The sequence below is a fragment of the Bradyrhizobium sp. CCBAU 11434 genome (assembly GCF_028128895.1).
Classification (GTDB): domain Bacteria; phylum Pseudomonadota; class Alphaproteobacteria; order Rhizobiales; family Xanthobacteraceae; genus Bradyrhizobium; species Bradyrhizobium zhengyangense.
In genome coordinates this window covers 142527-167665 of the sequence record NZ_LBJX01000097.1, presented here as the reverse complement: position 1 = coordinate 167665, position 25139 = coordinate 142527, and the positions used below count along the sequence as shown (strand labels likewise).

The 25139-nt window shown below is 64.1% G+C and carries 18 protein-coding genes and 1 pseudogene; 7 read left to right on the top strand and 12 right to left on the bottom strand.

Going from position 1 to position 25139, the window contains the following annotated elements; all coding sequences use genetic code 11:
- Positions 1 to 5 precede the first annotated feature (5 nt).
- From XI06_RS28795 to XI06_RS28780, 4 genes are all read right to left on the bottom strand, one after another.
- Entirely contained in the window at positions 6 to 1895 is a 1890-nt protein-coding gene (locus tag XI06_RS28795; protein ID WP_237868929.1) for a TRAP transporter large permease, read from the bottom strand.
- A gap of 15 nt (positions 1896 to 1910) precedes the next feature.
- The gene (locus tag XI06_RS28790) at positions 1911 to 2930 is read right to left on the bottom strand and encodes a TRAP transporter substrate-binding protein (protein WP_237868930.1); all 1020 of its coding nucleotides are present in this window, start codon (positions 2928 to 2930) and stop codon (positions 1911 to 1913) included.
- 453 nt (positions 2931 to 3383) lie between these two features.
- Positions 3384 to 3602 carry a hypothetical protein gene (locus XI06_RS28785; RefSeq protein ID WP_271607055.1) on the bottom strand — a complete coding sequence of 73 codons (219 nt, stop codon included), beginning with the start codon at positions 3600 to 3602 and terminating at the stop codon, positions 3384 to 3386.
- Entirely contained in the window at positions 3599 to 4897 is a 1299-nt protein-coding gene (locus XI06_RS28780; protein ID WP_237862412.1) for a DUF2254 domain-containing protein, read from the bottom strand. The genes XI06_RS28785 and XI06_RS28780 overlap by 4 nt, the downstream gene beginning before the upstream one ends.
- A 151-nt stretch (positions 4898 to 5048) precedes the next feature.
- On the opposite strand from XI06_RS28780, the gene XI06_RS28775 reads away from it, so the two are divergent.
- Positions 5049 to 5498: a DUF1622 domain-containing protein gene (locus XI06_RS28775; protein ID WP_271607054.1), complete on the top strand. Its 450-nt coding sequence runs from the start codon at positions 5049 to 5051 to the stop codon at positions 5496 to 5498.
- 423 nt (positions 5499 to 5921) lie between these two features.
- The gene (locus XI06_RS28770) at positions 5922 to 10691 is read left to right on the top strand and encodes a hypothetical protein (RefSeq protein ID WP_237862414.1); all 4770 of its coding nucleotides are present in this window, start codon (positions 5922 to 5924) and stop codon (positions 10689 to 10691) included.
- 14 nt (positions 10692 to 10705) lie between these two features.
- Here the strand turns inward: XI06_RS28770 and XI06_RS28765 are convergent, their stop codons facing one another.
- Together XI06_RS28765 and XI06_RS28760 are read right to left on the bottom strand one after the other, a co-directional pair.
- On the bottom strand, positions 10706 to 13747 hold the full coding sequence (locus XI06_RS28765; RefSeq protein ID WP_338076535.1) for an ATP-binding protein: 3042 nt from the start codon (positions 13745 to 13747) through the stop codon (positions 10706 to 10708).
- Positions 13748 to 14150: 403 nt separating this feature from the next.
- Positions 14151 to 14933: a trypsin-like peptidase domain-containing protein gene (locus XI06_RS28760; RefSeq protein WP_271607053.1), complete on the bottom strand. Its 783-nt coding sequence runs from the start codon at positions 14931 to 14933 to the stop codon at positions 14151 to 14153.
- 132 nt (positions 14934 to 15065) lie between these two features.
- Here XI06_RS28760 and XI06_RS28755 point away from each other — a divergent pair, with 132 nt between their 5' ends.
- Both XI06_RS28755 and XI06_RS28750 read left to right on the top strand, forming a co-directional pair.
- Positions 15066 to 15368: a hypothetical protein gene (locus XI06_RS28755; RefSeq protein WP_271607052.1), complete on the top strand. Its 303-nt coding sequence runs from the start codon at positions 15066 to 15068 to the stop codon at positions 15366 to 15368.
- Positions 15369 to 15390: 22 nt separating this feature from the next.
- On the top strand, positions 15391 to 15528 hold the full coding sequence (locus tag XI06_RS28750; RefSeq protein WP_237869004.1) for a hypothetical protein: 138 nt from the start codon (positions 15391 to 15393) through the stop codon (positions 15526 to 15528).
- 41 nt (positions 15529 to 15569) lie between these two features.
- Here XI06_RS28750 and XI06_RS28745 read toward each other — a convergent pair whose 3' ends face one another.
- Complete coding sequence (locus XI06_RS28745; RefSeq protein WP_237862418.1) at positions 15570 to 16328, bottom strand: CBS domain-containing protein; 759 nt, start codon at positions 16326 to 16328, stop codon at positions 15570 to 15572.
- 139 nt (positions 16329 to 16467) lie between these two features.
- Here XI06_RS28745 and XI06_RS28740 point away from each other — a divergent pair, with 139 nt between their 5' ends.
- On the top strand, positions 16468 to 17154 hold the full coding sequence (locus tag XI06_RS28740; protein WP_271607051.1) for a c-type cytochrome: 687 nt from the start codon (positions 16468 to 16470) through the stop codon (positions 17152 to 17154).
- A 57-nt stretch (positions 17155 to 17211) separates the two neighbouring features.
- Here the strand turns inward: XI06_RS28740 and XI06_RS28735 are convergent, their stop codons facing one another.
- The gene (locus XI06_RS28735; RefSeq protein ID WP_271607050.1) at positions 17212 to 18027 is read right to left on the bottom strand and encodes a hypothetical protein; all 816 of its coding nucleotides are present in this window, start codon (positions 18025 to 18027) and stop codon (positions 17212 to 17214) included.
- A 194-nt stretch (positions 18028 to 18221) separates the two neighbouring features.
- Here XI06_RS28735 and XI06_RS28730 point away from each other — a divergent pair, with 194 nt between their 5' ends.
- Positions 18222 to 18782: a helix-turn-helix domain-containing protein gene (locus tag XI06_RS28730; protein WP_237862421.1), complete on the top strand. Its 561-nt coding sequence runs from the start codon at positions 18222 to 18224 to the stop codon at positions 18780 to 18782.
- Here XI06_RS28730 and XI06_RS28725 read toward each other — a convergent pair.
- A pseudogene (locus tag XI06_RS28725) lies at positions 18779 to 20768 on the bottom strand (primary-amine oxidase). The gene XI06_RS28730 and the pseudogene XI06_RS28725 sit on opposite strands and share 4 nt — an antisense overlap.
- A gap of 15 nt (positions 20769 to 20783) precedes the next feature.
- Complete coding sequence (locus XI06_RS28720) at positions 20784 to 21980, bottom strand: serine hydrolase domain-containing protein (RefSeq protein ID WP_271607049.1); 1197 nt, start codon at positions 21978 to 21980, stop codon at positions 20784 to 20786.
- Between the two features lie 180 nt (positions 21981 to 22160).
- On the opposite strand from XI06_RS28720, the gene XI06_RS28715 reads away from it, so the two are divergent.
- Positions 22161 to 23144 (top strand): helix-turn-helix domain-containing protein, encoded by a 984-nt coding sequence (locus tag XI06_RS28715; protein ID WP_271607048.1) that lies wholly within the window; start codon positions 22161 to 22163, stop codon positions 23142 to 23144.
- Positions 23145 to 23150: 6 nt separating this feature from the next.
- On the opposite strand, the gene XI06_RS28710 is transcribed toward XI06_RS28715, so the two are convergent.
- Positions 23151 to 23816, bottom strand: coding sequence for a methionine ABC transporter permease (locus XI06_RS28710; protein ID WP_237869013.1), 666 nt, complete (start codon positions 23814 to 23816; stop codon positions 23151 to 23153).
- Positions 23806 to 24939: a methionine ABC transporter ATP-binding protein gene (locus XI06_RS28705; protein WP_271607068.1), complete on the bottom strand. Its 1134-nt coding sequence runs from the start codon at positions 24937 to 24939 to the stop codon at positions 23806 to 23808. The genes XI06_RS28710 and XI06_RS28705 overlap by 11 nt, the downstream gene beginning before the upstream one ends.
- Positions 24940 to 25139 lie beyond the last annotated feature (200 nt).

The following is a 25139-nucleotide window of genomic DNA, read 5'->3' as shown; positions in this document are numbered from 1 at the left end:
GTGCGTTACAGGAATCCGATCGAGATCCAGGGGAACACCGCGACGACGATTAATCCCACCAGCAGCGCCAGCAGATAGCCCCAGATCGGCTTGATGCCCTCGGCCGGGTCGACGCGTCCGATGGCGCAAGCGGCATAATAGCCGACGCCGAACGGCGGAGCGAATAGCCCGATACCCATCGCCAGAATGATGATCATGGCGTAGTGCACCTCGTGCACGCCGACGGCGCGTGCGATCGGAAACAGCAGTGGCCCGAACAGCACAATCGCAGGAATGCCCTCCAGCACGCTGCCGAGGATCGTGAAGGCCAGGATCGACACGGCGATGAAGGTCGCAGCGCCCCCTGGCAATCCGGTCATGGCGGAGGCCAGCGAGCGCGAGAAGCCTGATTGCGTCAGGCCCCAGGCCATGCCTGTGGCCGTGCCGATGATCAGCAGGATCGCACCCGACAGCGCCGCCGTCTCGACCAGCATCGGAAACAGCCGCTGCCAGTCGAAGCGGCGGTAGATGATCAGGCCGACGAGGGCGCCATAGACGATGCCGATGGTGGAGACTTCGGTGGCAGTCGCAATGCCTTCGACGACGGCGTATCGGATCACGAAGGGCAGTGCGAGCGCGGGCAGGGCGATGACGAAGGTCTTGCCGATCTCGCTACCAGTGGCGCGGCGAACATGGCTCATGTCCTCGTGGCGATAGCGCCACCACACCAGCATACAGAGCGTGAACGCGAGCACGACGCCCGGCAGCAGGCCGCCGGTGAAGAGGGCGGCGATCGAGACGCCGGTGACCGAGCCGATCGTGATCAGCACCAGGCTTGGCGGAATGGTTTCAGTCTGGGCGCCGGTCGCCGCCAGCAGCGCGACGAGATCGCCGGGCCTGGCACCACGCTGCTTCATCTCAGGAAACAGCACGGGCGCGACCGCAGCCATGTCCGCGGCCTTGGCGCCGGATATCCCGGAGACCAGGTACATGGCGCCGACCAGCACATAGTGCAGGCCGCCGCGGACATGGCCGAGCAGGCTCGCCAGGAACGCCACCATGGCCCGGGCCATGCCGGTCATCTCGATCAGCAGGCCCAGAAACACGAAGAGCGGCACGGACAGCAGGATGAGATGGCTCATGCCTTCGTCCATCCGTCCGACCAGGACCATGACCGGCGTGTGCGTGGTCAGCGCCAGATAGCCGAAGATCGCAAGGCCAAAGCCGAACGCAATGGGAACGCCGGCGAAGACGCAAAAGCCAGCGACGCCGACGAAGAAGATGAGGAGGTTAAGGTTGCCGAGCGGCCGCAGGTAGGGCTGTGCCAGCCAGAACAGCCCGGCCACGAGAGCAACCGACAACACGGCTGTCAGCACCATCCGGTAGTCGGCCGCGCGCACCAGACGCAGCAGCGCGAATGCCGCCATCAGGCAGAGCCCGACCGGCAGCGCGACGGCGCGCCACATGTTCGATATCTGGAGCGCCGGCGTGGTAATGAAGCTCTCTTCGTACGCGTAGTCGTAGGCCGGCCAGACGATCATCGCGAGGAACGCCAACGCGGCAGAGACCGCCACCAGATCGAGCCAGGCCCGCATCGCAGGCCCGGCGCTGGCGACGATCGCGGTCATGCGCATGTGCTCGGAGCGGCGGAACGCCACCGCCGCGCCCAGCATGGCCAGCCACAGGAACAGGATTGAGGCCAGCTCGTCCGACCAGATCAGCGGCCGGTGCAAGCCGTAGCGCGCGACCACGCCGGCAAACAGGATCACGATCTCGGTCACGACCAGGATCGCCGCGGGGATCTCGACGGCGAGGCCGAGAATGCGTTCCAGCGAGGCCAGCAACGAAGATCGGCGAGGGGACTGAACAGCCACCTCGCCCACCACTTCGGTCACCTGAACCCCGACCTGAGCCATGACGGCCCCAACGCGTTACGACAGCTTGCCGACGGCCTTTTCCAGCAGCTCCCAGGCCTGCTCGCCATATTTGCCCTTCCACTCGGCATAGAAGCCGGCGGAGCGCAGCTTGTCGCGGAATGGCGCGACCGTGGGCTGGTTGAAGGTCAGGCCCTTGCCTGCGAGTTCCTGCTGGAGATTGGCGTTCAGCTTGGCGGTATCCTCGCGCTCCTTGAGGGCGGCGGCGTTGATGTTCTTGGCGACGATGGTCTTGATGCCGTCAGGCAGCGCAGCCCAGGCTTTGCGGTTGGCCAGGAACCAGAAGCCGTCCCACATGTGGTTGGTCAGCGAGCAGTATTTCTGCACCTCGTAGAGCTTTGCCGTCGAGATGATCGCCAGCGGGTTCTCCTGGCCCTCGACGATCTTGGTCTGGAGCGCGGAATAGACCTCGGCGAAGTTGATCGAGGCGGGCGCGGCGTCGAACGCCTTGAACATCGAGGTCCACAGCGGCGACACCGGGACACGGATCTTGAAGCCCTTGAAGTCATCGGGCCCGGTGATCGGCTTGGTCGACGACGTGGTCTGGCGGAAGCCGTTGTCCCAGATCTTGTCCATGACCTCGAGACCTGCCTTCTTGATCTCGCCGCGGACAAAGGCGCCGAGGTCGCCGTCCATGGCCTTCCAGACCGTGTCATAATCCGGGAAAGCGAAGCCGATGCCATTGATGGACGCGGCCGGAACCAGGGTCGACAGGATCAGGCCCGACAGCGTGAAGAACTCGACGCCGCCGGAGCGGATCTGGCTGAGCATGTCGGTGTCGGACCCGAGCTGGTTGTTCGGGAAGATCTGGAGGTCGAACTTGCCGCCGGTCTCGCGCTTGATCGCCGCAGCCATCTCCTTGGCGCGGACGTTCAGCGGGTGCGAGTCAGGCAGGTTGTTGGCGTACTTGTAGGTGAACTCGGCAGCCTGGGCACGCGCCACATAGGGCGCGCTGACGCCGCCAAAAAAGGCGGTCGCGGCGGTGGCCTTGAGAAGCGTGCGGCGGGAAAAACTCATGGGTCTGCTTCCTCGGAAGTTTGTTCTTGTTATGAGACGCAAACCTATACGGCCGTCTGGTCAGCAGTCATCTGCGATCTCGCGAAGCTCGCTTATTGCAGCCGGACAAGGTCGCGGCAATATCGGCTTTCGGCGTGCCCAGCCGCGATCCAAAACGCGAAAACAACCCCATGCACAGTAGGCGTCAAGATTGCAGGCCATCTGCGATGGCACGACCCAAGATTGGTGCTGGAGTGAAGGCGACGTGGCAGAACTTCGACCTAAATAACTGATCTAATTCGATATAAATATATTCCATAATATACCTTATGCGAATTACGGATTGGCTGATGCAGCGCAGCCGGACGGCGATCACACCACTCATCGCCGCTATGAGCGGCCCCGCTCCGGCCCGTGGCCGCCCGGCGCCAGAGCACTGCGCTGTCCAGGAAGAGCGGCGCGAGGAACTGGTCCTCACGCGCGCCAAGGCGGTCGCGCAGAAACCCCACGAACCACAGGAATGAGATTGAGCGCGAGCGCGACGTTGCCGTGCCGCTGTGAGGCCAGGCTCCGGGTCGAGCGCATCAGCCAGAACGCCGCAGGCAGCAGCACCGAAAACGGGGTGCCGGAGGCAGCAGCGAGGCCGCGGTGCTCGCGGTTCTGCACGGGGCGCTCGGTCGTTTCAGCGATCACGATGCCGCCCGTCCCTTCTGCTCGGTTAAGCCCGCGCCGGACGCGGCCCCTACCTCCTGGCGGTGCGACAAGCCGAGCCCCTGCCGGTCCTCGATACGGGCGGCCGCGCGGTCCTCAGGATCGAAGGTTGATCGCTCGATTCCGGAATCGAGATGACCGAGATAGGCGCGAACCAGTTTCGCACGCTCACCGTCGACACAGACGGACAACTCGACCAGGGCTGCGCGCAGACGACGCATCACCTGGATCGAGGTCGATCCGAACTGCCGGATCTCGTCGAAGGCGAGCGCGAGGTAATCCTCCCAGGACGGCATCCGATAAATCACCCTCAGAATGTCGTCCTCGTCATATGCGCGGCAGGTTTCAAGGTCGCATTTCGCCAGCCGTCGCAGCAGATCTTCGATCTGGTCGATGGCCTGCACGGCAGTTGTGGGGTCGTTGATGGCGGGAGACAGCGCCTTGATCGCGACATCGACCAGCAGGCGCATGGCATATTTGGGATCCTGGTCAAAGGTCCGTTGGTCGTCAAGATGGACGTGACGACGCAGCTCTTTTTCGGAGAGGACAGCGCCCGCCCCGTGGGCTCGCAGAACCACAGTGTCTTCGAGCAGCGTGTCGCCGACGCCGCACTCGATCACCACGAGACCGTCCATGCGGCGGGCAAGCGCGACCAGCCGCGAAATATCGATCGATGTCACCGATTGCGGCCTTCCGACGTGCCTGACGATCAGCTCCGGCCGCGCAGGTTGCTCCTGCGGTCGCGCGCGCGTTCCAGATACGGGCCACTGGGCGGCCTGATAGGTGCTGACGATGACCTGGCGGCCGGTATCGCCGAGCGTCTGCAGCACGCGCACGATCTGAAGATTGTTCAAGCGCTGGACGAGCTGCGCCAGCATCAACACACTGACCATCAGCATGGCCGCCACGATCGCTGCGGACAGGAAGGGTACGCCTTGGGTACCCTGGCGGTCGACCCAGGCCAACGTGGCCAGGCTGTACATGAAGGTCGCGACGAACATGCCGAGCGAGTGAAACAACAGCCGGTCGCGCGCGAACCAGACGACGAGACGTGGGGAATAGACCACCGCATTGAACTGAACCAGTACGAAGGCGATCGAGAAGACAATGCCAGTCAGCGCCATCATTCCCGAGGCAACCGCGGACAGATACGCCTGAGCAGAGGACGTGGACAAATTGAGACTAACGGCCAGAAACGCTGACTCGAAGCGCGGCACGAGAAAGCCCGCCGCGATGCTCGCAGCGGCGTAGAGAGTGGGGATCAGCCAGAGCTGCATGCCACTTCCTTTCCGTTGTCCCGCAATCTGGATCGGTGAACCGTCGAGTATTTAGCATCTTCGTGATTGCCTGCGGCTCGTTGATCTCGATCAACAATGGGCACGACGATCCGTGGATCGATCAAAAGTCGATGCGACAAGAGCCTCGACCATGAACTTCGCCGTCGATTCCCCGCCCTCCTTTGAGACTGCCACCAGCCATTGGATTCACGTCATCGGCGTTGGCATCGAGATATTCGGCGTCTTCATCATCGTCGTGGGGATCATCTGGTCCGCCCGTTACATCCTCGGATCAAACCCGGTCGGGCCAGGACAGCTTGGGCAAGAGATCAAGTCTCGCTACGACAACTACAAGATCAGCATCGGGCGGTCGCTTCTGCTCGGCCTCGAGGTGCTGGTTGCCGCGGATATCGTGAAGACGATCGCCATCGAGCTGACATTCATGAGCTTGGGCCTGCTCGCCGGCCTCGTTGTGGTCCGCACCTTCCTGAGCTGGACCCTGACGCTCGAGATCGAGGGCCGCTGGCCTTGGCAGCACGAGCCGGTGTCGGCGCGCGGGACGGAGCGGCAGCAAAGCTCCTCGGAAGCTGTGCCGAGCTGAGGCGCGTTCGCCGCGTCGTCCGGCCTTCGAAATGGCCTCTCCTGTGCCCCTCCGACGGCGGCGCGCTGCCGAGGTCAATGAATCGCGTGTGGATCGAACCGTAGCGCCGGTTAGGCGCCCTCCCCAATGGAGCTGCTTTGCTTGGTTCGTGCGACTGGGGCGCTCCGCACCAAAAATGAATCAAAAAGTGTGGGCCAGTTCATAGAACCGCCAGCGCCGGAACAGCACAGTTGAAGTTTAGAAATAGCGACTTTGGGTTGAGGTGCCGCCGACTTTGCGACCGAAGGCATGGGGCAAATTCTTATGGCCGCGCCGGCCGATCTCATACGATCTTAAAGTGCATTTTGTAAAAGAGTACGCAAAAGATGTATTTCGGCTGGGTGGCGACGACAGGTCGCCCGCCAGCCGCCAGGGAGGCAGGACATGCGTCGCGATTTGACCATCAAGACCGGCAGCATGGCCGGCACGTCGGATTTCAGGGTGTTGGCTCCGATCAAGAAGGGGTTCGTGCCGTCCCTGGACGCGACCACGTACAAGACGCGGGCCAAATACGTTCTGCGGGGGCTGAATGGCGGACGTGCGAGCGCATATGAATACGAACTCGCCCGCGTCCTGTCCGACTCCGTGGACCGTGTGGGACGCATCCATTCCGTTGGCATCGCCGTGCTCGAGCCCGAGGACGGTACCGAGGACCCCGTCGACTATGTGCTGCTGACGGCAACATTCGACGGGTCCTGGGAGGCCTATGTCCGCGTCATCTGGCAGAAGGCCGCGCGCCTGCTCGATCTCATCTTCTGCAATACCGAGGGCTATGTCCTCGGTTACGAAAACACCTATGAAGACTGGGGCATCTGGCTGAAGAGCCGGCAGAGTGAAGCCTACTTCCTCTACACCACGCCGGATCTGACCGTGGACGACACCCGCTTCCTGCGGATGGAAGAGCGGGTTTATCGGCGCGCCTCGGGCGCCGGTGCCGACAAGATCGTCACGGAAATCAAAATTCCCTCGCCGGAAGAGATTGCGCGACGGTCCATCTTCCAGGTGGACGGCCTGATCGGCGTCGATCCCACCGACGCAGGCTTCAGCAAGCCCCTCACCCTCGAGGCCGCCGGTCGGCCCCCTTTCCGTCACGGCGTACGCGCGCTCGCCGGGCTCTACCATCTGGCCGACTTCTACCCGCCCGGCACGCATGACGGGGTGATCCTGCACCGTGCGGCGCATGAGCTGCTGCCGGAATTCGTCACCATGATCAACGACGGCAACAGCTACGCCGAAGGCATAGGCCGCGCGCGCCTGCGCATTGACGAAGCGATGACGTGGCTGATGACCCCGCCCGATGTCGCGGAGCCGCGGCGCGACCTGCCATCCATCCCGCCGATCGAACAGAGGTTGCAGGAGCCCGGCAACGTGCAGGCCGGGATCGTGAACCCCTACCCGGATTCGGACCATGGCGGCCTGCTGCTGTTGCAATTTGTGACGCCGGCTGCACTCGCGGCGTTCTTGAACGAACTAAAGGTGACGACCGAAGCCGACGCTCTGAGCGCGGGGCAGATCGTCACCAACATCGCCTTCACGGTCGAGGGCCTGCGCCACGCCGGCCTGACGGATGATGAGGTGCGCAGCCTGCCGGATGAGTTCGTGCAGGGCATGCAACGGCGCGCCGGCCTGCTGGGCGACGTCCGCTGGAATCATCCTGAGCGATGGCGCCTGCCGGCGAGCAACTGGACGCTCGGGGCTGATGCGCCGGACCTGCGTGCAGATGATCCTACTCCGCGCATCGACCTGGGCGCCGTCCACGCCATGCTTCAGCTGCGTCACTTGTCTACGGCGACGCCGATGGCGGAGACGAGAGCAGCGTTGCTGGCCGAGATGAAGCGTCTGGTCGACGTGGATCCCGGCGTCAGGCCGCTCTCGATCCAGTGGATGCAGCGGCAGCGCGATGCCGCCGGTAACGTCCAGGACCATTTCGGTTTCAAGGACGGGACGTCCAATCCGGTGCTCAACAAACGCGATGCCGGCCTGCGCTATTCCAATCAGGTACATCTCGGCGAGATCCTGTGCGGCTATCCGAACGTGGCCGACAAGACCGCCCCTTACGGCGACGCCAGCAATCGCGCTCACGCCATGCTTCGCGACGGCAGTTTTCTGGCGCTGCGCAAACTGCGGCAGGATATCGAGGAGCTGGAGGAGGTCCTGCTTCGCAGCACGCGGCAGGCGACCGACGCGGCGGCCGCCGGCGACCCCACCCCAGTCCTGACGCGCGAGACGCTTCTGGCCAAGATGATGGGGCGCTGGCCCACCGGCCACCCGAAGGCGGGCGAGCCGCTCACCCCTACTCCACCAGCCGGCCCGGGGTTCAATGACTTCAACTATGATTACGACACGAAGGCCCAGTCCTGCCCGTTCCACGCGCACATCAGGCGCGCAAATCCACGGGTGCGATTGACTCTGGCCGACGGCGGCGCCCGGCCGCCGCGTATCGTCCGACGCGGCATGTCCTACGGTCCGCCCGTCAAGCGTGGCGACGCGCAGGCTGCCAAGGATGCCCTGCAACAGGAGCGCGGTCTCGTCTTCATGGCCTACAACGCCAGCCTCGGCGAGCAGTTCGAGGTGGTGCAGAGCTGGCTCGCCGGCGGCAACAGCTCGGGCAGTTCCTCCGGGGAGAGCGATCCGTTCCTCGGTCTCGCCGAAGCTGGTCGTCTCCGGCATTTCCGTTTCGAGCACGAAGGCCAGACCGTTCGCATGTCGCTCGACGGTTCGGACCGGCTCCACGACGAACCCCGCCCCTTCGTTCGTCTCGAATGGGGCGCGTATTTCTTCGCGCCATCGAAGAAGGCGTTGGCGAGCTTGCAACAATGGGCCGCAAGCCTCGGCCGCAAGCCGCTGGTGCCGTGGAGCGTGGACGATGGTGAAAAAGAAATCGCACGGCTGCGCGAGATCGAGCGCGTCGAGGGCGAAGCCGCTGCGATGGCAGGCTGGAAGACGGCGATCGAGGACCCGGATTCAGCTGCGAATTTCATCAATGCGTCGGTATGGGCTGCGATCCGCGAGCGCCACGGCGGCGTGCTGCGCACACCCTTCGGGGTGCTGGTGGCCGACCGGGACATGGTCACGCAGGTGCTGACCGATCCGTACCGCCATTTGACGATCACCGGCTATCTCCCCCGCATGCAAGTGTCGTTCGGCATTCTCTATCTCGGCCGCGACGCCGGACAGGAAGACCAGGCCTACGAGCAGGAGTCCGCTGTCTGCAATGACGCCATCATGGCTCTCGACCAGCCAGCCGCATTCGCGCTTGCACGTGCGACCACCCAGAAAGTCCTGCAAACTCTGGTAGACCTATCGATCGGCTTTGCCCAGGCCGACGGCGAAGCGAGCTGGGAGCTGACGGTCGATGTGCGCGAGCTGCTGGAGCCGCTGCTGGCCGTGTTCTGTGAAGAGTGGTTCGGGCTGACCCAGGACGGAGGTTTCTTCCGCCGCGCCGGCTATCGCTGGGACTGGACGCCTGGCCAGCCACCCAACTATCCCGGCCATTTCCTGTCACCCTCGCGTTACATCTTCCAACCGCATCCCAATCAGCAGGTGGAGGCGATTGGTGCTGCGCACGGCTCGGCGGCACGGACCGCCATGATCGGCTTCCTCAACCGCTTCAACGCGACGATCAAGGCGCCCGTGACACGGGCCGTGCTCGATTCCCAACGGGCTCAGGGCGACATCCCGTTTGTGGCGCGCACCATTACCGGCTCCATGATGGGCTTCATTCCAACCGTCGAAGGCAATTTGCGCAGGATCTTGAATGAATGGCTGCGCGAAGGGACCTTGTGGTCGTTGCGCGCGCGCTATGCCGGCACGGCCGCAACGGATTACACCGATGCCCTCAACCGGTTGGGAGACGACTTCATTCCCGCGATGCAGCTGCGTGCGGTGCCCGAATTGATATGGCGGACGGCTGTCGCGTCATTCGCGTTGGGGACGGGCGAGCACACGGTCGATGTCAAGCCAGGCGACATCGTCGTCGCCGGCGCGGTCTCCGCGACACAGCAGAACCTCGTCGACGGCCGTAAGGACTACTATCACGCCTTCGGCGGCAACCGGAGGGTCGCGGGCCATCCCACGCATGCGTGTCCCGGCGCGCATCCGGCGCTGGCCGTGATGTTGGGTTTCTTCAGCGGCCTGGTGGAGTCGACGCTGCCGTTGCGCGCGGGCCCCGCGCCGCTGACGTTGAGTTTGGACGGAAGGCTGCCGGAAAACCCCGGCTCTCCCCTCACCCTTGCCCTGGAGACCAGAATGCTAACCGCCAACGATTTTCGTGCATTCGAATTGCGTTCGCCGTCTGTTGCCGCGCTCCACGATCCCCATGAATTTCAGATCCAGGAGGCCAAGAAGCTCCAGAAAGTGGCCACGGCCCAACTCGTGACACTCGGTGACTCCTGGCTGTTCAAATTCCCATTCGGCCTCCGGCCAAGCCTCGTCTCTTCGCTCGAGAAGCTCGGCTATGTTGCGGCTGACAGCCAGCGCTTCGGCACGTATGGCCGGCGGCTGGAGGAGATGGCCGGCGCCAATAGTCTGGATGAGATAAGGAACTGCTTCCAGAACCCCGATCCCTCCGTACCGGCACCGCAGGCCATGCTGATCGGTGGCGGCGGAAATGACGTGGTCTCCGGCTACACCTCGCCGGCGAGCACGCCGCTGTACAAGATGCTGCTCCAGGCGCCGCCCGCCGGCACCGATCCGCTGATCGAGAGTGAGGTTCACGCGTTCATCGACGTCAAGATCGCGAACTTCTACCGGACGATCCTCGATTGTGTCGTCCACGAGCTGAAGGATCTGACCAACATTCCGATCCTGATCCATGACTACGATCATTCGATTCCTGACGGCCGCAAGGATCCGGTGGCAGGGCCCTGGCTGTTCCCGATCTTCCAGGCGCGCGGGATCACCGATCTGGCGGTGTCGCGAGACGTGACGCGACGTCTGATCGACAGGGTCGGCGCGATGGTGGCAACGGTCGCGGCCAGCTATCCCGGCCGCGTATTCCCCGTCAAAACCGCGGGCACGCTGGAAGCGGACCCTCGTTTTCCAGGAAATTACAAGCTGCTATGGGCCAACGAATTCCATCCGACCGAAGACGGCTTCGACCTGCTCGCCAAGGTGGTCGCCGACAAGCTCAAGAACGATTTCAATATCGGTTGAAGAGAGCCGCCGGCTTACAGGAGACGGCTTGTCTGTTCCGCATGCCAGTGCATGCCGAGCGCGTTGAGCCTTTCGGCAGCCTCGGTTGCGGTTTGACGGGCCGCTTCGCCCTGCCCTTGCTGCGCGAGAAGCTCGGCGCGCGCGGCCAGATTCAGAGCAGCATCGCGCAGCGAGCCGCGCCAGCCTGCGGAGCTCTCGGCCCGCAGCAACCAGCGCCGGCTGCGTCCAAAATCGCCCCGACGGGCCGCGAGCCTCGCGAGCGCGCGGCACGCCATTGCCTCGCCCAGCCGCTCACCCTCGCGCGCGCGGCCCAGCACATGGGCTGCATACCGCCGTGCCGTATCGACATCGCCTTCGGCCGCCGCCGCCTCGACCAGCCAGCTATATTGAACCGACGTGTAGAAGTGAAAGTTGCGCCGCTCCATCCATTGCGCGGCGTTTCGTAGCTGCTGCAAACCATCGGCGTCGCCGGTCGTGGACCAGCGGGCAAATCCGGACGCAGCGCGGCACGCTGCCAGCATCAGCAGGCTGCGCATGTTTTCGGCGGCGCGGGCGCCCTCCACGGCCAATTGCTCAGCCTCCTGCCAACGGCCTTGCCAGACCAGCGCGACCGAGATCCAATTGCGCACCGAGCTGACGACCGGATGGGTCGAACCTTCGACCAGGCTCATCGCTTCGTTGAAGCACTCGTGAGCGCCATCGAAATCGCCACGATCGGCCAGGATGCTGCCCGTGCAGGACAGCGAATAGGCCGAGCCGACGGCGATCGCGCCATGTCGGCGGCTGCGCGCAGTCGAGATGGCGGCGTCGATCAAGGCGGTGGCCTCGTCGTATTGGCAGCTCGCGGCGAGAATCTGGCCCAGCACGGCTTTTATCCGGGCGATCAGGCGCGGCTCGCCGTGCTTGTGCGCCCATTCCAGCGCCGTTCTCGTGTGCGTCACCCCTTCGCGAAAGCGGCCGAAGCCGTAGCACATGTAGCCGAGCCACTCATAGGCACCGGCCGTTGCGCCGGTGTCGCCGAGCGAGGACGCGATCGCGACCGCCCGTTCGAACACGCTGGTGTCCTCGGTCAACGACAGGGGATCGAAGATGTTGGCCATGCCGAGTTTGTTCGCCAGCAAGCACCAGCGCAGGGACTGCTCGCGCGAGCGTTCCGGCACGCGATCCAGCGCATCCATGGCGGCCTTATATTGGGACCCGGCAAGGTCCAGCGCGAAGGCGGCCATGGCCTTGTCGCCAGCGCGTTCGGCATAATGAGCCGCGTTTTCCCAATGGCCTGCGCCGCGCGAATGGTAGGCCAGGGCTTCCAGCGTATCTTCGCGATCGGCCTGCTCGGACCGCGCCAGCAAACTGGCTTCGATGCGCTTGTGCAAGGCCTGACGCTCGTGCAGGGTGATGCTGTCGTAGACAGCATCCCGCGTGATGCCGTGCTTGAAGCGAAGCACATCGCCGGCTGGATCGGCGAAGAGAAAATCCGCGTCGGCCAACGCCCGCAAGGTCTCCGCGTCGGGCTCGCTGCCGCAGGCCGCCATGAGCAGGCTTTTCGGCACCGTGTTTCCGATCACCGCGGCGGCGCGGACAACCTTCACCTGACCGGGCGGCAGGCGCGACAGGCGCGAAGCGACCAGCGTGGCGATCCATCCGCCTTGCTGGCTGCGCATCTCGAACGATGCACTGTCGTTGGCTGCGATCGAATGGCACAGCTCTTCGATGAACAATGGCACCCCGCCGGCATAGGCGTGAACACGGGCCACCAGGAAAGGATCGGCCTGTGGCACCCAGCGTCGTACGGCGATGTCGGTTTCCTGTCCCTCGAACGGCTCCAGCCGCATATGCGGCGCGCCGGAAATCCACTCGGTTCCGTCGTCGCGCGGCCGGCTGGCGAGGATGAAGCGCGGTCCGTTAGGCAATTGCAGGAGCTTCTCCAGCAACTGCCGGCTCGCGTCGTCGGACCATTGCCAATCGTCGATCACCATCATCAACGCGCCCTGCGCGGACAGGACGGTAAAGAAGCCGAGCAGGTCACCGACGACGCCATCGACGGTCATGCGACCGCCGCGCGCATCGGCACCCGTTGAGGCGAGTGCGATGATCGTTTCCGCGCGTGAACCGAGTTGGGCGAACCATGGCTGCAGGGCGTCGCGCGCCGTCTCGTCGGCCTCGGCGATGGATGCGTTCGGTCCTATTCCCAAAGATGTGCGCAGCATCTGCAGAAACGGTTGCAGCACCTCTGCACCGACATAGCTCTCGCAACTGCCCCGCAGCAGCTTGAACTGATCGGTATCGCAGTCTCGCAGCACCTCTTCCAGCAGCCGCGTTTTGCCAAGTCCAGGACCGCCGACGATGACCGCACAACGTCGCGAGACCGGCTGTGGTTCGCTGAGAAAGCCGGTCAAGAAGTCGAATGCTTCGTTGCGCCCGGTGAAGGGCGTCAAGCCGCGCCTGGACGTTGCGTCAAACCGCCGGGTCACCGTGCTTCGTCGCAGCACCGCGCGCGCCTGCGGCATGTCCGGTCCCGCATCTGTCACCTGAACCGGGGCGCCGAGCTCGAAGAAATTCGCATGCGGACCGAGGGCATCAACGCTGGCGAGGATCTGGCCCGGGGCAGCCCGACGCGACAGATGCGCAGCCGTGTTCACGACATCGCCGACCAGGTCATATCGGCCGGACTCGATATCCCCCTCGGTCAGAAGCAAGGTGCCGGCGTGGATGCCCGAATGCATGCGGAGCGGCAGCAGAGCTGGGGACACGCTGTCGTGGCGCAACAACCCGACCCACCTGTGAATGTCGATGGCGGCTTCGGCGGCACGACGACCGTCATCCTCGCCAGACCGCGGATAGCCGAACACGGCGAGAACGCCATCTCCCTGCGTCCGGATGACGCGCCCACCATGCTTGGACACCGCGCGATGCCAGATATCCCTGAGCTGCCCCAGCAGTTCGGAGAGATGTTCGGATTCGATTTCCCGGCCCAGCACGGTGGACCCGACGAGGTCAGAGAAAAGCACCGTCAATCGATGACGTTCGCCTTTCAGGTCGCGGGACTGCGTGTTCATCGGCGCTGTCGAGGCCAGCTCGTTCCCAAACAGCAAGCACGGCCCAAGCTGGCGCCAGACCGGATGCCGCAAGATATATCATACACGCCCGCAAGTTGCCGGCTAGCGTCCGCAGGTGCAAAGGTAAATCTCGCGCAGCGGCATTTGCGAATGACAGATTCGCGGCCGCGGCCGCCTGAAAACCAGCTCTAATCACCTGATGCACGCCCCTCGGGCGGATCACCCAAATAATTGGCTGATGCAGGAGGGCAGGACGGCCGGCACCTCCCCTCCCAAAAGGCCCGGTGACATTCGGTCGCGACAGAACCGGGACCCGCTCCGGCCGAAATCCGCGATACCGGCGTCGGGCGTCAGCACGATACCACCGCGAACCGGACGATCCGTTGCGCGATCGCCCGGCTTCCTACTGTGCGGCCACAAAGAGCCTCCTGACCGCGTCGACCGGCGCAGCGAAGGCAAACCCGCTCCGTCGCGCCAGGACGACCCCGATCAGCTTCCCCTGCAGATTGACCAGCGCGCCGCCCGAACTCCCTTGGGCGACGCGAACATCCGATTGGATCAGATCGCCGTTGGCGATGCCGGGGCACGAACGATGGAGGGCTGACACGATGCCAACTGTCACGCTCTGTCCCCAATCCCCTGGATTTCCGATCGCCAGGACCGGCGCTCCCACCTCGAGCGCGCTAGCGTAATCGAGAGTTATCGCGCGCAGATTGTCGGGGGCGACGCGGAGCAGCGCAACGTCGTCTCGATCGGATCGTACGAGCACAAGGGCGTCCAACGCCCGGCCATCCTGGAGCTGTGCCTTTACGACCGAGGCGCTGGCGACCAGGTGATTTGCGGTCACGATGAAACCCGCCAGGGCGTCCACGACGACACCCGCTCCCTGCCATTCTCGTGGTGTGGGAGGATCCGGGAATCCGGCTTCCGGATCGAAGATTCGAGGCTCCGAGGGCAGGCCCCAAGCCCGGATTCCCACCACGGCCGGCGAGATGCGTTTGACCAGAGGCGCAAGGTTCATGGTCGAGAACGTCTCTGCCTGCTCCCTGTCAAATTCATTGGCTCGGCAAACGCCCGATCCAAGCACAAGCGCCAGGCTCAATGCCGACACGATCGTGGATTTGAGGAAGCGGGAGAAGGTACAAAGCGGCATGAGGGACGCCTCCGGCGATCCGAGTGACGCCACTCAAGAAGCCTAACAACAGCGGTTCGGCGCGATTTGAGAATTCTCAATGTTCGCCACGCCGGCTTCGGAACCTCCTCGTGAACGTCGGACCGCCGCGCCCTCTTCCATGCGTCCTTACGGATATGTCCTTAGGTGAAAGGCCCGAATTTCGGCTCTCCGACCGATGCGTTAAAGATCCATTGCCAGCGTGAATTCGGCTCGTTGACGATGGAGCCTGCCGTGAATCACTCGATCTACACCATCGATAAGACAACCCATCTGAAGGTGGTCGTCTTGGTGCTCGTCGGCAGCATCGCCATGATGGCGATCACGCTGACAGCCCATTTGGCTCATCCTGAAGTCAATGCGCGGGCGACGGCGACCCGGACCGTCTACAAGCCTGATCCCGGTCATACCCTGACCGAACTGACCCGACACGAGAAGCATCCAATCTAGATCATTTGACGGAGAGCAACGAATGACCAACGAAGCGATCAAGGCGCTGATGGTACTTGCGCTCTACGGGATCCTTGAGATCGCGCTGTTTTCCCCGGCAATCGGCAAATTCGCCAAGCGTATCGTGCCGTCTGGCAACCGTCGCGCCCGCGACAGGTAAATTCAGGAGGACGCACCCCGCGATTGCGGTGTGCGCTTTGACTACAATGGCTCGTCGTCCAGCGTGGACGGCTCCATCTGCAACGATACGAAATCGCCGCCGCCGTAATCATCCTCGGGATCCGGTCGATCGGGCTGGAGATAAAGCCGGTCCTCCACCGCTCGAACGCCTGCAACGTTCTCGCAGGCCACAATGACCGCCTGATGCGCGTTTTCACCCCTGACGACGCCACGTAACGTGACTGTTCCGCCCTTCACGCTGACGTTCAGGCAGGTCGGCTGCCACGGCATCCGGGTCAGTGCAGCAAGGACGGAGCGACGAATCTGGCTGTCATCGCTGGAGTAGCCGGAAGCACTGGTCAGGGGGCCGGCAACTGCGGACAGGAAGTCGGATCGGGTGATGATCCCGACGACGCGCTCGCCGCGCATGACAGGCACATGATTCAGATGCCGCCGCTCCATCAGGTCGGCAACCTCCACAAGCGGCGCCTGCTCGGTGGTGGACACCGGCTGGCGGGTCATCACCTGCTCGACTGTGCGTCCGTGTTCCTTCACGAACTCGGCTGCAATCCGATCGGCTCCGCGCAACATCGTGAGCAAACGGTTGCGTTCATGCTCGGTGCCGATTTCAGTCCGCCGAAGGAAATCGCTCTCGCACAGGATGCCGACCAGTGTCCCGGTTGAGTCCACCACGGGCAGGCCGCTAATATGATGCGCAAGCATCACCTTGATGGCGTCGGCGACCGGCGCCTCCGGCCGTATCGTCACAACGCATCTGGACATGATCTGGTGGGCGCGCATGTCTTCCTCCGAGAGAGACACAACAGGTATTTGCCGTGGCGAACAACGTCTTGATCAGGATCAACGCCAGTACGGTCTGCAATGCCATCCTGAAATGCGACATCGGAACATTTCGAACATGCGCCTACGAACAGTTCTGTTGAGTGCGATCATCGTCGTGCTGTCCGCCTTCGGCGCGGCGGCGCCGGCCGAATTGTCTGCGACACTGGCCGACCTCATGACCAGACTTCAGCTCCAGCACGCAAAGCTTTGGTTTGCGGGCAAGCTGAGCAATTGGAGCCTGGCGAATTACGAGATTCAACAGATCGACGCCAATCTTGAAGCGACCAGCAGATTGCTCGCGAACCCGTCACAAGCCGATCGCGCCAAGGAGGAGGTCCGGGCCGTACGCCAGGCGCTCCAGTCGAAGGACGTCCCCGCGTTCATGACATCGTATGCCGGCCTGACGAACGAATGCAACGGTTGCCACCGGAGCAGCGGATATGCCTGGATCGCCATGCAGATCCCGCTCACTCTGCCCGTTCCCAATCAGTTGTTTGTCGACCAGGTGTCCGAGGGGCGCGCGATCGCCAACGCCACTTGCGGGACGTGCCACGTCGTCGCTGACGCTGCCAAGGAAACACCAGCGTTCCGCCCGTCCCCACCAGCTTTCCCGGAGATCGTCAGCCGATCATCCTTCTCCGCGGACGGCCTCCGGCATTTCCTGACGTCAGGCCATCGGCGACTGGGACCCGACCAGGCCATGCCGAATCCGAGGCTCAACGAGTCCCAGATCGAAGCCGTCGTGGCCTATCTGGAGACATTGCGGGTCGACCAGCGGCGCTGAGACGCGCCCCCTGCGGCACCACTCTCGCACGTCGCTGCGATCTTCGGCCGATGCACGCTATCGCAACGGCAGCAGATCCAGTTGGCCCTGCGCCTTCTTGACCGCCGCTGCGAACCAGCTCTGGCTGGGCGCCTCCTTGGCGAAACACTTGGTATAGGCCGCCATCGCCTGGTCTTCCTTGGCCGTGGCATCCTCCGGCACTTTCTTCGCCATCATCTGCTTCCAGACCTTTTCGCAGGCGGGGATTTCAGCTGTCTTGATGGCCTCGGTCGCAGCAAGGAAGTAGACCTTCACGCCCTGGATGGCGACCACGTCGATCTCGTGCGGCGGTCCCTTCAAATCGCCATTGCCGCGCACGCCGAGCACCGCGACGGCGGCGCTCACGGATGCCGGCTTGGTGATGGGCAGCTCGGCATATTTGGCGAAGGCCGCGTCCTGGATGGCGGCATAGTAGAAGGTATCGGACTTGAACGCCGCGTCGGTCTCCTGCGGCATGGGATCCCTGCGGTGCTCGGCAAGCCAGTGCTTGAGCAGCGTCGTAGTCGTCACCACGGCCTGCTGCTTGTCGCCCTCTGTGGCGAAGGCGAGCCCGTCGAGGTGACCAAAGCCGATGTCGCCCTTGAACAGCGTATCGACGTTCGACTTGCCCTCGGCCGGGAGTCCCTTGATCACAACTGGTCCCACCAGGCCACGCAGCACGCCGGTCAGCTCGTTGAGCGCGGCATCGTGTTGCTTGCTGGTTTCGTCGCTCTCCTTGGCCTTCGAAAACCTAGTAATGTAGCGGTCTCGCAGATCGAGATAGTGCTGTTCGGAAGAGGCTGCGTGTGCAGGCGTGGCGAAGGCAAGCAGGCCGAGCAGAACGATCGATCTCATTGCGATGTCCGAAGGGTTTTGGGGCAGTCTCCAATCTTGGTGACGCGACCGGCCCGGAAGGTTCATCCCGGGCGGCGCGCCGTGCTCCGCCGGAGAACCAATCCTTCACCATGGCGTGCGGGTTCGATTGAGCGCCGGGAGACCGAGAGGTAAAATCCGCCGCAATGTTTCGCGGGGCCTCCATGAGCGACTTGATGAGCGACTTGCGCGCTGCGACCAGGCAATCCACGGCGAGAACAGGGATCATCGAGTTCGAGGGTGCCAGGGGAACCGTGAGCATCCCCTGCACCATCGCCGATGTCTCCGGCACCGGCGCACGCTTGAAGCTCGACTGGTCGTTGGCGTTTCCGAAAGAGGCCTCGCTGATCTTCGCCGACGGCTTGCGCAAGGCCTGCCGGGTGGCCTGGCAGAAGCGGCGGCTGCTCGGCGTCGCGTTCGCCGATGGCGTCGCGAGCGCGGACGAGCAGGCCCTGATGATGACCGAGGAAGAACAGGCCCTGCATCGGCGGCACATCGGTGCCCAAGTGAAGGGCGCGCGCGAGGCGCGTGGCTACACCGAGGCCCAGATTGCGAACCTCGTCGGCGTCTCGCCCGACTTTGTCGCTCGTGCCGAGCGTGGTGAGATCAGCATCCCGCTGCACCAGCTCACCCATATGGCCGATCTGTTTCTGGTCGATCTCGACTCGCTCGTTGCCGGTCCGGCGTCGATCGCGGGGCCGCACGGGCAAGAGCCTGCCGGGGCCCCGCTCCGCTAGCCCTTGTGGCAGCACGATTCGCTGGCGGCGTCCTGTTCGCCTGCGAGCACGCTGCGGCTGTTGCGATCCGGCGGGATGTCGAAGGCCGCATTGGCCGCGAAGAAGCCGGTCGGCTTCAGCGTGAAGCCGGCATATTCGACCGGCATGATCGGAAAATCCTCGGGCTTGCAGATGTGGGTGTGGCCGAACGAGTGCCACAGCACGATGTCGGCGTTCTCGATATTGCGGTTCTGCGCGGCGTAGCGCGGCAGGCCGTCGCCGCCGGCGTGGTTGTTGGGATAATCGCCGCTGGCGTATTTCTCGTCCTTGTCGAAGGCGGTGACCCAGACGTGCTTGGTCGCAAACCCTCCGCGCCTGCGCACATAGCTGCCCTCCTGCGCCAGCATCAGCGGGCTCGGATTGACCATCAGCTTGTAGGCCGGCGCATTGCCGACCGAATTGGTCTCATTGGGATTGCTGATCTTCCAGAACCGGCCGGTCTCGCCATTGGCAACGGAAGCGGCGTCGCGCTCGCGCGACAGCACGCGCGTGGTGGTGTCGAACGCGTTGCCGTGTGGATTGTCCGCGCCCCAGGGCCGCGGCACGAACTCGTGCTCACTGACGGTGTTGCCGCCGCCATCGAGATCCATGTGCATGCGCACGTTGAAGAAGTGCTGGTGCGTCGGGCCGCCGAGGACGTCGTCGACCATGCCACCCCATTTGTACTTTTCGCCCGGCTGCACGGCCGCGGTCTGGATGATGCCGGTGAGTTTTGTCTCGAGCTGGATGGTGCCGTCCTGGTAGAGGTACCAGTAGAAGCCATAATCGTAATTGCCGACGGTGGCAAAGAACGAGATCACGAGCCGCCGGGAGCGGCGCACCTCGAACAGGCCGTTGCGGAATTCGTAGTGTTTCCAGGCAATTCCGTAGTCTTCTTCATGCATGCAGATGGCGTTCTGCATGACGAAGGGTGCCGTTGTTGTCGGCGGCCGGCACGTCGAAATACCTGATATGGCCGAGGCAATCGCAGCCGAGCTCCAGCGCGTTGGCGAGCATGCCGAGGCCGTATTCGCCGGCGTCGAACGCCGACTTCCAGAAATGGTTCGCGGTCGGATCGGCGTAGGGCACCACCATCTCGGTGACGCTGGCGCGATGGATCAGCGAGCGCTTGCGCGCGCCGTCCTGGTACGCGAGCTGATGCAGCACCAATCCCTCGCGCGGCGTGAAGCCGACGCGAAAACTCCATTTTTGCCAGTCGACCTTCCAGCCGTCGACCGCAAAGCTCGGCCCTTCCGACTGCTCGATATGCAGCGGCTTGATGTCGGTGCGCGGGTTCGCAACTTCATGCGCGCCATAGTTCCGCTTCTTGCGCGGGATCGGCACGATCGGGTCCGCGTCGGTGAGGTCAATGACCTTGCCGCCCATCAGATCGACGACCGCGACCACGCCCTCGATCGGATGGGCGTAGCCGTTGTCCCGCGGATGCTCGCGGAAGAAACTGACGGCACGAACGATGCGCGCGCCGCGCTCATATTCGAAATCGAAGAAGCCCGAGGAGAACGGGTCAACCTGGACCAGTTCGATGTCCTTGTCGGTGAGCCCGCGCCGATGCATCGCTGCGCGCCAGCCCGGATCGGCCTTGACCACGGCCTCGCACTTGAAGAATTCCTCGAGCATCACCGATGGCTGCCCATAGGGCGCCTCGCGGTTCGGAATCACATTTCGCGCGACGATCTCGTTGCGGCCGAGATCGACGATGTGCTCGATCGCCTCGCCCGTCACAACGTCGAGGGTCAGCGCGAAGGCACAGCGTGGCGTCCCGCCCGCGGCCAATTCCTGCTTGGTCGGCTCTTCCAGCCGCACGGTCGGGAAGCGGCAGTTCTCCGGCGAAGCGGCTGCCGCACGCACCAGCGTGCAGGCGGCCGTGATCTCCTCCGTTGTCAACGGATCCAGCGGATGCGGCGTCGCGATCTGCGTTGATGAATTGGCTTTGACTGTATCGAGCATGGTGATGTCCGGAGGTCAGCGCGGAGCCAGATGTGTGACGATCGCCCGGAAGGCAGCGAACCAGCGTTGATCGACCGGCACATCCATCGCCTTGGGCTGCGTCGCGAGCTTGACGATGACGGTGTCCGCGTCGATATCCACATAGAGATGCTGGCCGTGGATTCCGATCGCGGTCAGCGCATTGCGCGCCGGATCGATCGTGAACCATTTGCTGCGATAGCGCGCACCCGGGAAGAACTCCGCGAGGTCGCCGTCGGCCCAGGCCTTGGGGTCGCCGTTCTCCCTGATATCGTCGATCCACCAGCCGGGCACCACCTGCCGCCCCTCGACCACGCCGCGATTCCGCATCATCTCGCCGAAGCGCAGCAGGTCGCGCGCGGTGACCGAGATGCCGCCGGCGATGCGGCCCATGCCATGGCTGTCGAGCGTGAGCGAGCCGTCCTCCTCCGCGCCCAGGGGCTGCCAGAGATATTCCGACAGAATGCGCGGATAGGGCATGCCGCAGGCGCGCTCATAGACCCAGCCGAGCACCTCGGTGTTGGTCGAGACGTAGTGAAACACCTTGCCGTGCGGCTTGCCGGTGCCACGGAGCGTCGTCAGATAGGCACGCTGATGGCTGGGCTCGATGCCAGCCGGCGGCAGGTCCCAGCCTGAGGAGAAGCGATAGCGGGCGACATCGCCTGCTGGGTCCTCGTAGTCTTCCTCGAACTGGATGGCGACGGCCATGTCGAGCAGGTTGCGGACCGTGCAGGTGCCGTAGACAGAGCTCTCCAGCTCCGGCACATAGCGCACCACCCTCGCCTCGGGATCGACCAGACCGCGTGCGGCCAGGACACCGCCGACCGTGCCTGATATCGCCTTGCTGATCGAGCAGATCAGATGCGGCGTGGTCACGCTCATGCCGTCACCGTACCATTCGTGGACCAGCGTGCCCCGATGCATGACCAACAGCGCATCGGCAAAAGTCTCGCGGAGCGTCGCCTCGATCGTGGTCGCCTGACCGTCAGGCGCGGTGAAGCCGAGCTTTGCCAGCTCGCGCGGGGCGCTTGCGATCGACGTCGGCTGCGCGGAGCGACGGATCTCGGCGGTCGGCAGCACTTCGCGGGTGTGGGTGAAGCCCCAGCGGATAGCAGGAAAACTGCGCCAGTTGGCGCGAGTCACCTGGGCCTCCGGCGCCGGCGGGCTGCCGCGCATGATTTCGGTCGGTCGCATCTCGATTCCTCCGCAAGCCATCCCGGCTCCGGTGCCGCGAGTGGTCATGGGGAAGACTGCACAGCGTCACGGCCAGGCGTTATCGAGATCCGGCAATATTTCGCTGGACAGGGCCTGTGGCCGTGCCAGTCTGGCGTCGTCCTTGCTAGCTGCTTGGCGACTGAATTCCGACGTGCTGTCATGGCCTTAAGCGAAACTCTTCCGATTCAGGACTCGGCTGCCAACCTGTTTCAGGCGAGCAGCACGGACGTCGACGAGCATTGCGCCGCGCTCGGCCACTGGCGGCTCAGCTACGACCAGATCAGCGCGGGCGCATTCCGCGGCAGCTTCACCCAGCTTTCCCTGCCCCGCATTGACGTGTTCCGCGAGATCACCAGCCAGCAGGTCCGCCAATACGGCCAGTTAGGCGCCGACAGCTTTGGCATCGGCCTGCCCTGGCACGGCGACGGCGAGATTAATTGCAACGGCGCCAGTGTTGCGGGCACGCACGTGATCACCTGCATCGACGCCGAGGTCGACATGTGCACGCCGAAAGCGTTCGAGTTTCGTGGCGTCGTCACCAGCGCGGCGCTGATCGAGGAACTGGCTACTCGCCTCAACATCGAGCTGCCGCGTACGGTCTGGCACCAGCTGCGGGCGATGGAGATGGCGGAGGCGCCGGTCGCTCGGTTGCGCGCGCACCTCGCCGCGATCCAGGACACGATCACGACCGCGCCGGACCGTTTCGACGATGCAGCCACCCGGCAAGCCTTGGAGGATGCCCTCCTCGTCGAGATCATGGACATGCTGCCGACGGCGCGTTCCGACGATCCTGGCCGTAGTGCCGTGGCGCGCAAGCGCGCCGTCGATCGCGCCCGCGCGCTGATGCATGGCAGCGGCGACCGCTCGCTCTCATTGCTCGAGATCTGCAAGGCGGTCGGCGCCAGCCCGCGCAAGCTCGGCTATTGCTTCCAGGAGGTCTTGGGGACGAGCCCGATGCACTATTGGCGTGCGATGCGGCTGAACCGCGTGCGGCGTGACCTCAAGCGCGGCGACGGAACCTCAGTCTACGACGTCGCCGTGCAGCACGGCTTCTGGCACTTCAGCCAGTTCTCGCTCGACTACAAGCGCCACTTCTCTGAGTTGCCCTCGGAGACGCTGCGGCGCGCAAAGCTGTCGGCCTGAGTTACCTCAGCGGTGCCGCAGCCGGCGGTTGACCCGCCGCGCCAGATAGTCGCCGGCGCTCTGCACGAGCTGCACCAGCGCGATCAGCACGACCACAACGGCCAGCATCATCTCCGGCATGAAACGCTGGTAGCCGTAGCGGATGCCAAGATCGCCCAAGCCGCCGCCGCCGACCGCGCCGACCATGGCGGAGTAACCGAGCAGGCTGACCACTGCGAGCGTCAGCGCCAGCAGCAGGCCGGACAGCGCCTCGGGGATCAGTACCTTGAACACGATCTGGAGCGGTGAAGCCCCAAACGACGACGCAGTCTCGATCAAGCCGCCATCGACCTCACGGATCGCAGCCTCGACCAGGCGCGCGATGAAGGGCGTCGAGGCGATGGTCAGCGGCACGATCGCCGCCGTCGATCCGATCGACGTGCCCGCGACAAGACGCGTGAATGGGATGATGGCCACGACCAGGATGATGAAGGGCGTGGAGCGGGTCGCGTTGACGACCATGCCAAGTGCTGCGTTGACGGCGGGGGCTGCAAACAGCTCGCCCTTGCGGCTGGTGGCAAGGAACACGCCCAGCGGCAGGCCAAACACGGTGCCGAGCGCCGCCGCGATCCCAACCATGAACAGGGTTTCGAAGGTGGCCTGGATGATCAGGTTGATGAGTTCAGGCGACATAGCCGAGACGCTCCGCCGAGATCTGATATTGAGACAGCCAAGCCAGCGCGCGCGTCGCCGCGCCCTCGCCCCCAGAATCATCAAGAGGAATTCCGAGCACCAGCGAGCCGACATGCTGGCCGCCGATCTCATCGATGCGCGCCGATAGCAGCGAGACGTCGAGGCCGAGCTCGCGCGCGAGCCGCGCGACCAGCGTGTCGCCCGCCCCTGCCCCGCGCACCTGGACGCGGATCACGGCTTGGCTGCCCGGCTCCTGCACGATCCGGCTGGCAAGCGAGACCGGCAGGCTGTCGCCGGTGACTTCGGCCAGGAAGGACTGCGTGATCGGATGCTTGGGATGGGTGAAGATGTCGGCGACATGGCCGCTCTCGACCACGCCGCCGGCATCGAGCACGACAACTTCCTTGGCGAGTTGGCGCACCACGGACATCTCATGGGTGATCAGCACGATGGTTACGCCGAGCTCGCGGTTGATGTTCGCAAGCAGATCGAGGATCGCGCGCGTTGTCTGCGGATCGAGCGCCGAGGTCGCCTCGTCCGACAGCAGCACGTCCGGCCGCGTCGCGAGCGCGCGAGCAATGCCGACGCGCTGCTTCTGGCCGCCTGACAGCTCTGACGGATAGCGGTCATACTTGTCGGCGATGCCGACCAGGGCAAGTAATTCGGTCACGCGTGCCTTGATGTCGGCCTTGGACCAGCCGGCGATCTCCAGCGGCAACGCGATGTTGTCGGCCGCTGTGCGCGAGGACAGCAGATTGAAGTGCTGGAAGATCATGCCGATCGAGCGCTGTGCCAGCCGCAGCTCGCGGCCCGTGAGCGCGGAGATGTCTCTGTTGTCGACCACGACACGGCCCGTGCTCGGCTTCTCCAGCCCGTTGATGAGCCGAACCAGGCTCGACTTGCCGGCGCCGGAGCGACCGATCACGCCGGTGATGGAGCCGCGTGCGATCGCAAACTCGATGCCTTGCAGCGCGCTGACGCCGGGCTTGCCGCGATAGGCCGGATAGATCTTCGAGATGTTCTCGAAGCGTACCATCGCGTCTGGCTGAGCCGCGGTGTCCTGGATTTCGACCGGCTCTCCGATCACGAGCGATGGGTGCGCATTCATGGAAGCGGCTTTCATGCAGGACATTTAGCCCGCCCGCCCGAAAGGCGCACGCGAGGCCAGGTCGCGATCCAGGCGACGATGGGTGGAACCAAGACAGGCGCCCGATGGCGACGCTGCATTGCAGCAGATCATCGCCTTTTCCAGTCTTTCTTGCAATTTCAGAGATTTGCGGGGGATTGGGCGAAGTTTTCCCAATCACTCGCCCTGCCGAGGAT

Bases quoted from the DNA above. Each gene is read 5' to 3' on its own strand.
- XI06_RS28715 (WP_271607048.1), top strand. From the start codon at position 22,161: ATGGCCTTAAGCGAAACTCTTCCGATTCAGGACTCGGCTGCCAACCTG.
- XI06_RS28720 (WP_271607049.1), bottom strand. From the start codon at position 21,980: ATGCGACCGACCGAAATCATGCGCGGCAGCCCGCCGGCGCCGGAGGCC.
- XI06_RS28745 (WP_237862418.1), bottom strand. From the start codon at position 16,328: ATGCGCGCCCACCAGATCATGTCCAGATGCGTTGTGACGATACGGCCG.
- XI06_RS28795 (WP_237868929.1), bottom strand. From the start codon at position 1,895: ATGGCTCAGGTCGGGGTTCAGGTGACCGAAGTGGTGGGCGAGGTGGCT.
- XI06_RS28770 (WP_237862414.1), top strand. From the start codon at position 5,922: ATGCGTCGCGATTTGACCATCAAGACCGGCAGCATGGCCGGCACGTCG.
- XI06_RS28790 (WP_237868930.1), bottom strand. From the start codon at position 2,930: ATGAGTTTTTCCCGCCGCACGCTTCTCAAGGCCACCGCCGCGACCGCC.
- XI06_RS28765 (WP_338076535.1), bottom strand. From the start codon at position 13,747: ATGAACACGCAGTCCCGCGACCTGAAAGGCGAACGTCATCGATTGACG.
- XI06_RS28705 (WP_271607068.1), bottom strand. From the start codon at position 24,939: ATGAAAGCCGCTTCCATGAATGCGCACCCATCGCTCGTGATCGGAGAG.
- XI06_RS28735 (WP_271607050.1), bottom strand. From the start codon at position 18,027: ATGAGATCGATCGTTCTGCTCGGCCTGCTTGCCTTCGCCACGCCTGCA.
- XI06_RS28780 (WP_237862412.1), bottom strand. From the start codon at position 4,897: ATGCAGCTCTGGCTGATCCCCACTCTCTACGCCGCTGCGAGCATCGCG.
- XI06_RS28710 (WP_237869013.1), bottom strand. From the start codon at position 23,816: ATGTCGCCTGAACTCATCAACCTGATCATCCAGGCCACCTTCGAAACC.
- XI06_RS28750 (WP_237869004.1), top strand. From the start codon at position 15,391: ATGACCAACGAAGCGATCAAGGCGCTGATGGTACTTGCGCTCTACGGG.
- XI06_RS28775 (WP_271607054.1), top strand. From the start codon at position 5,049: ATGAACTTCGCCGTCGATTCCCCGCCCTCCTTTGAGACTGCCACCAGC.
- XI06_RS28730 (WP_237862421.1), top strand. From the start codon at position 18,222: ATGAGCGACTTGCGCGCTGCGACCAGGCAATCCACGGCGAGAACAGGG.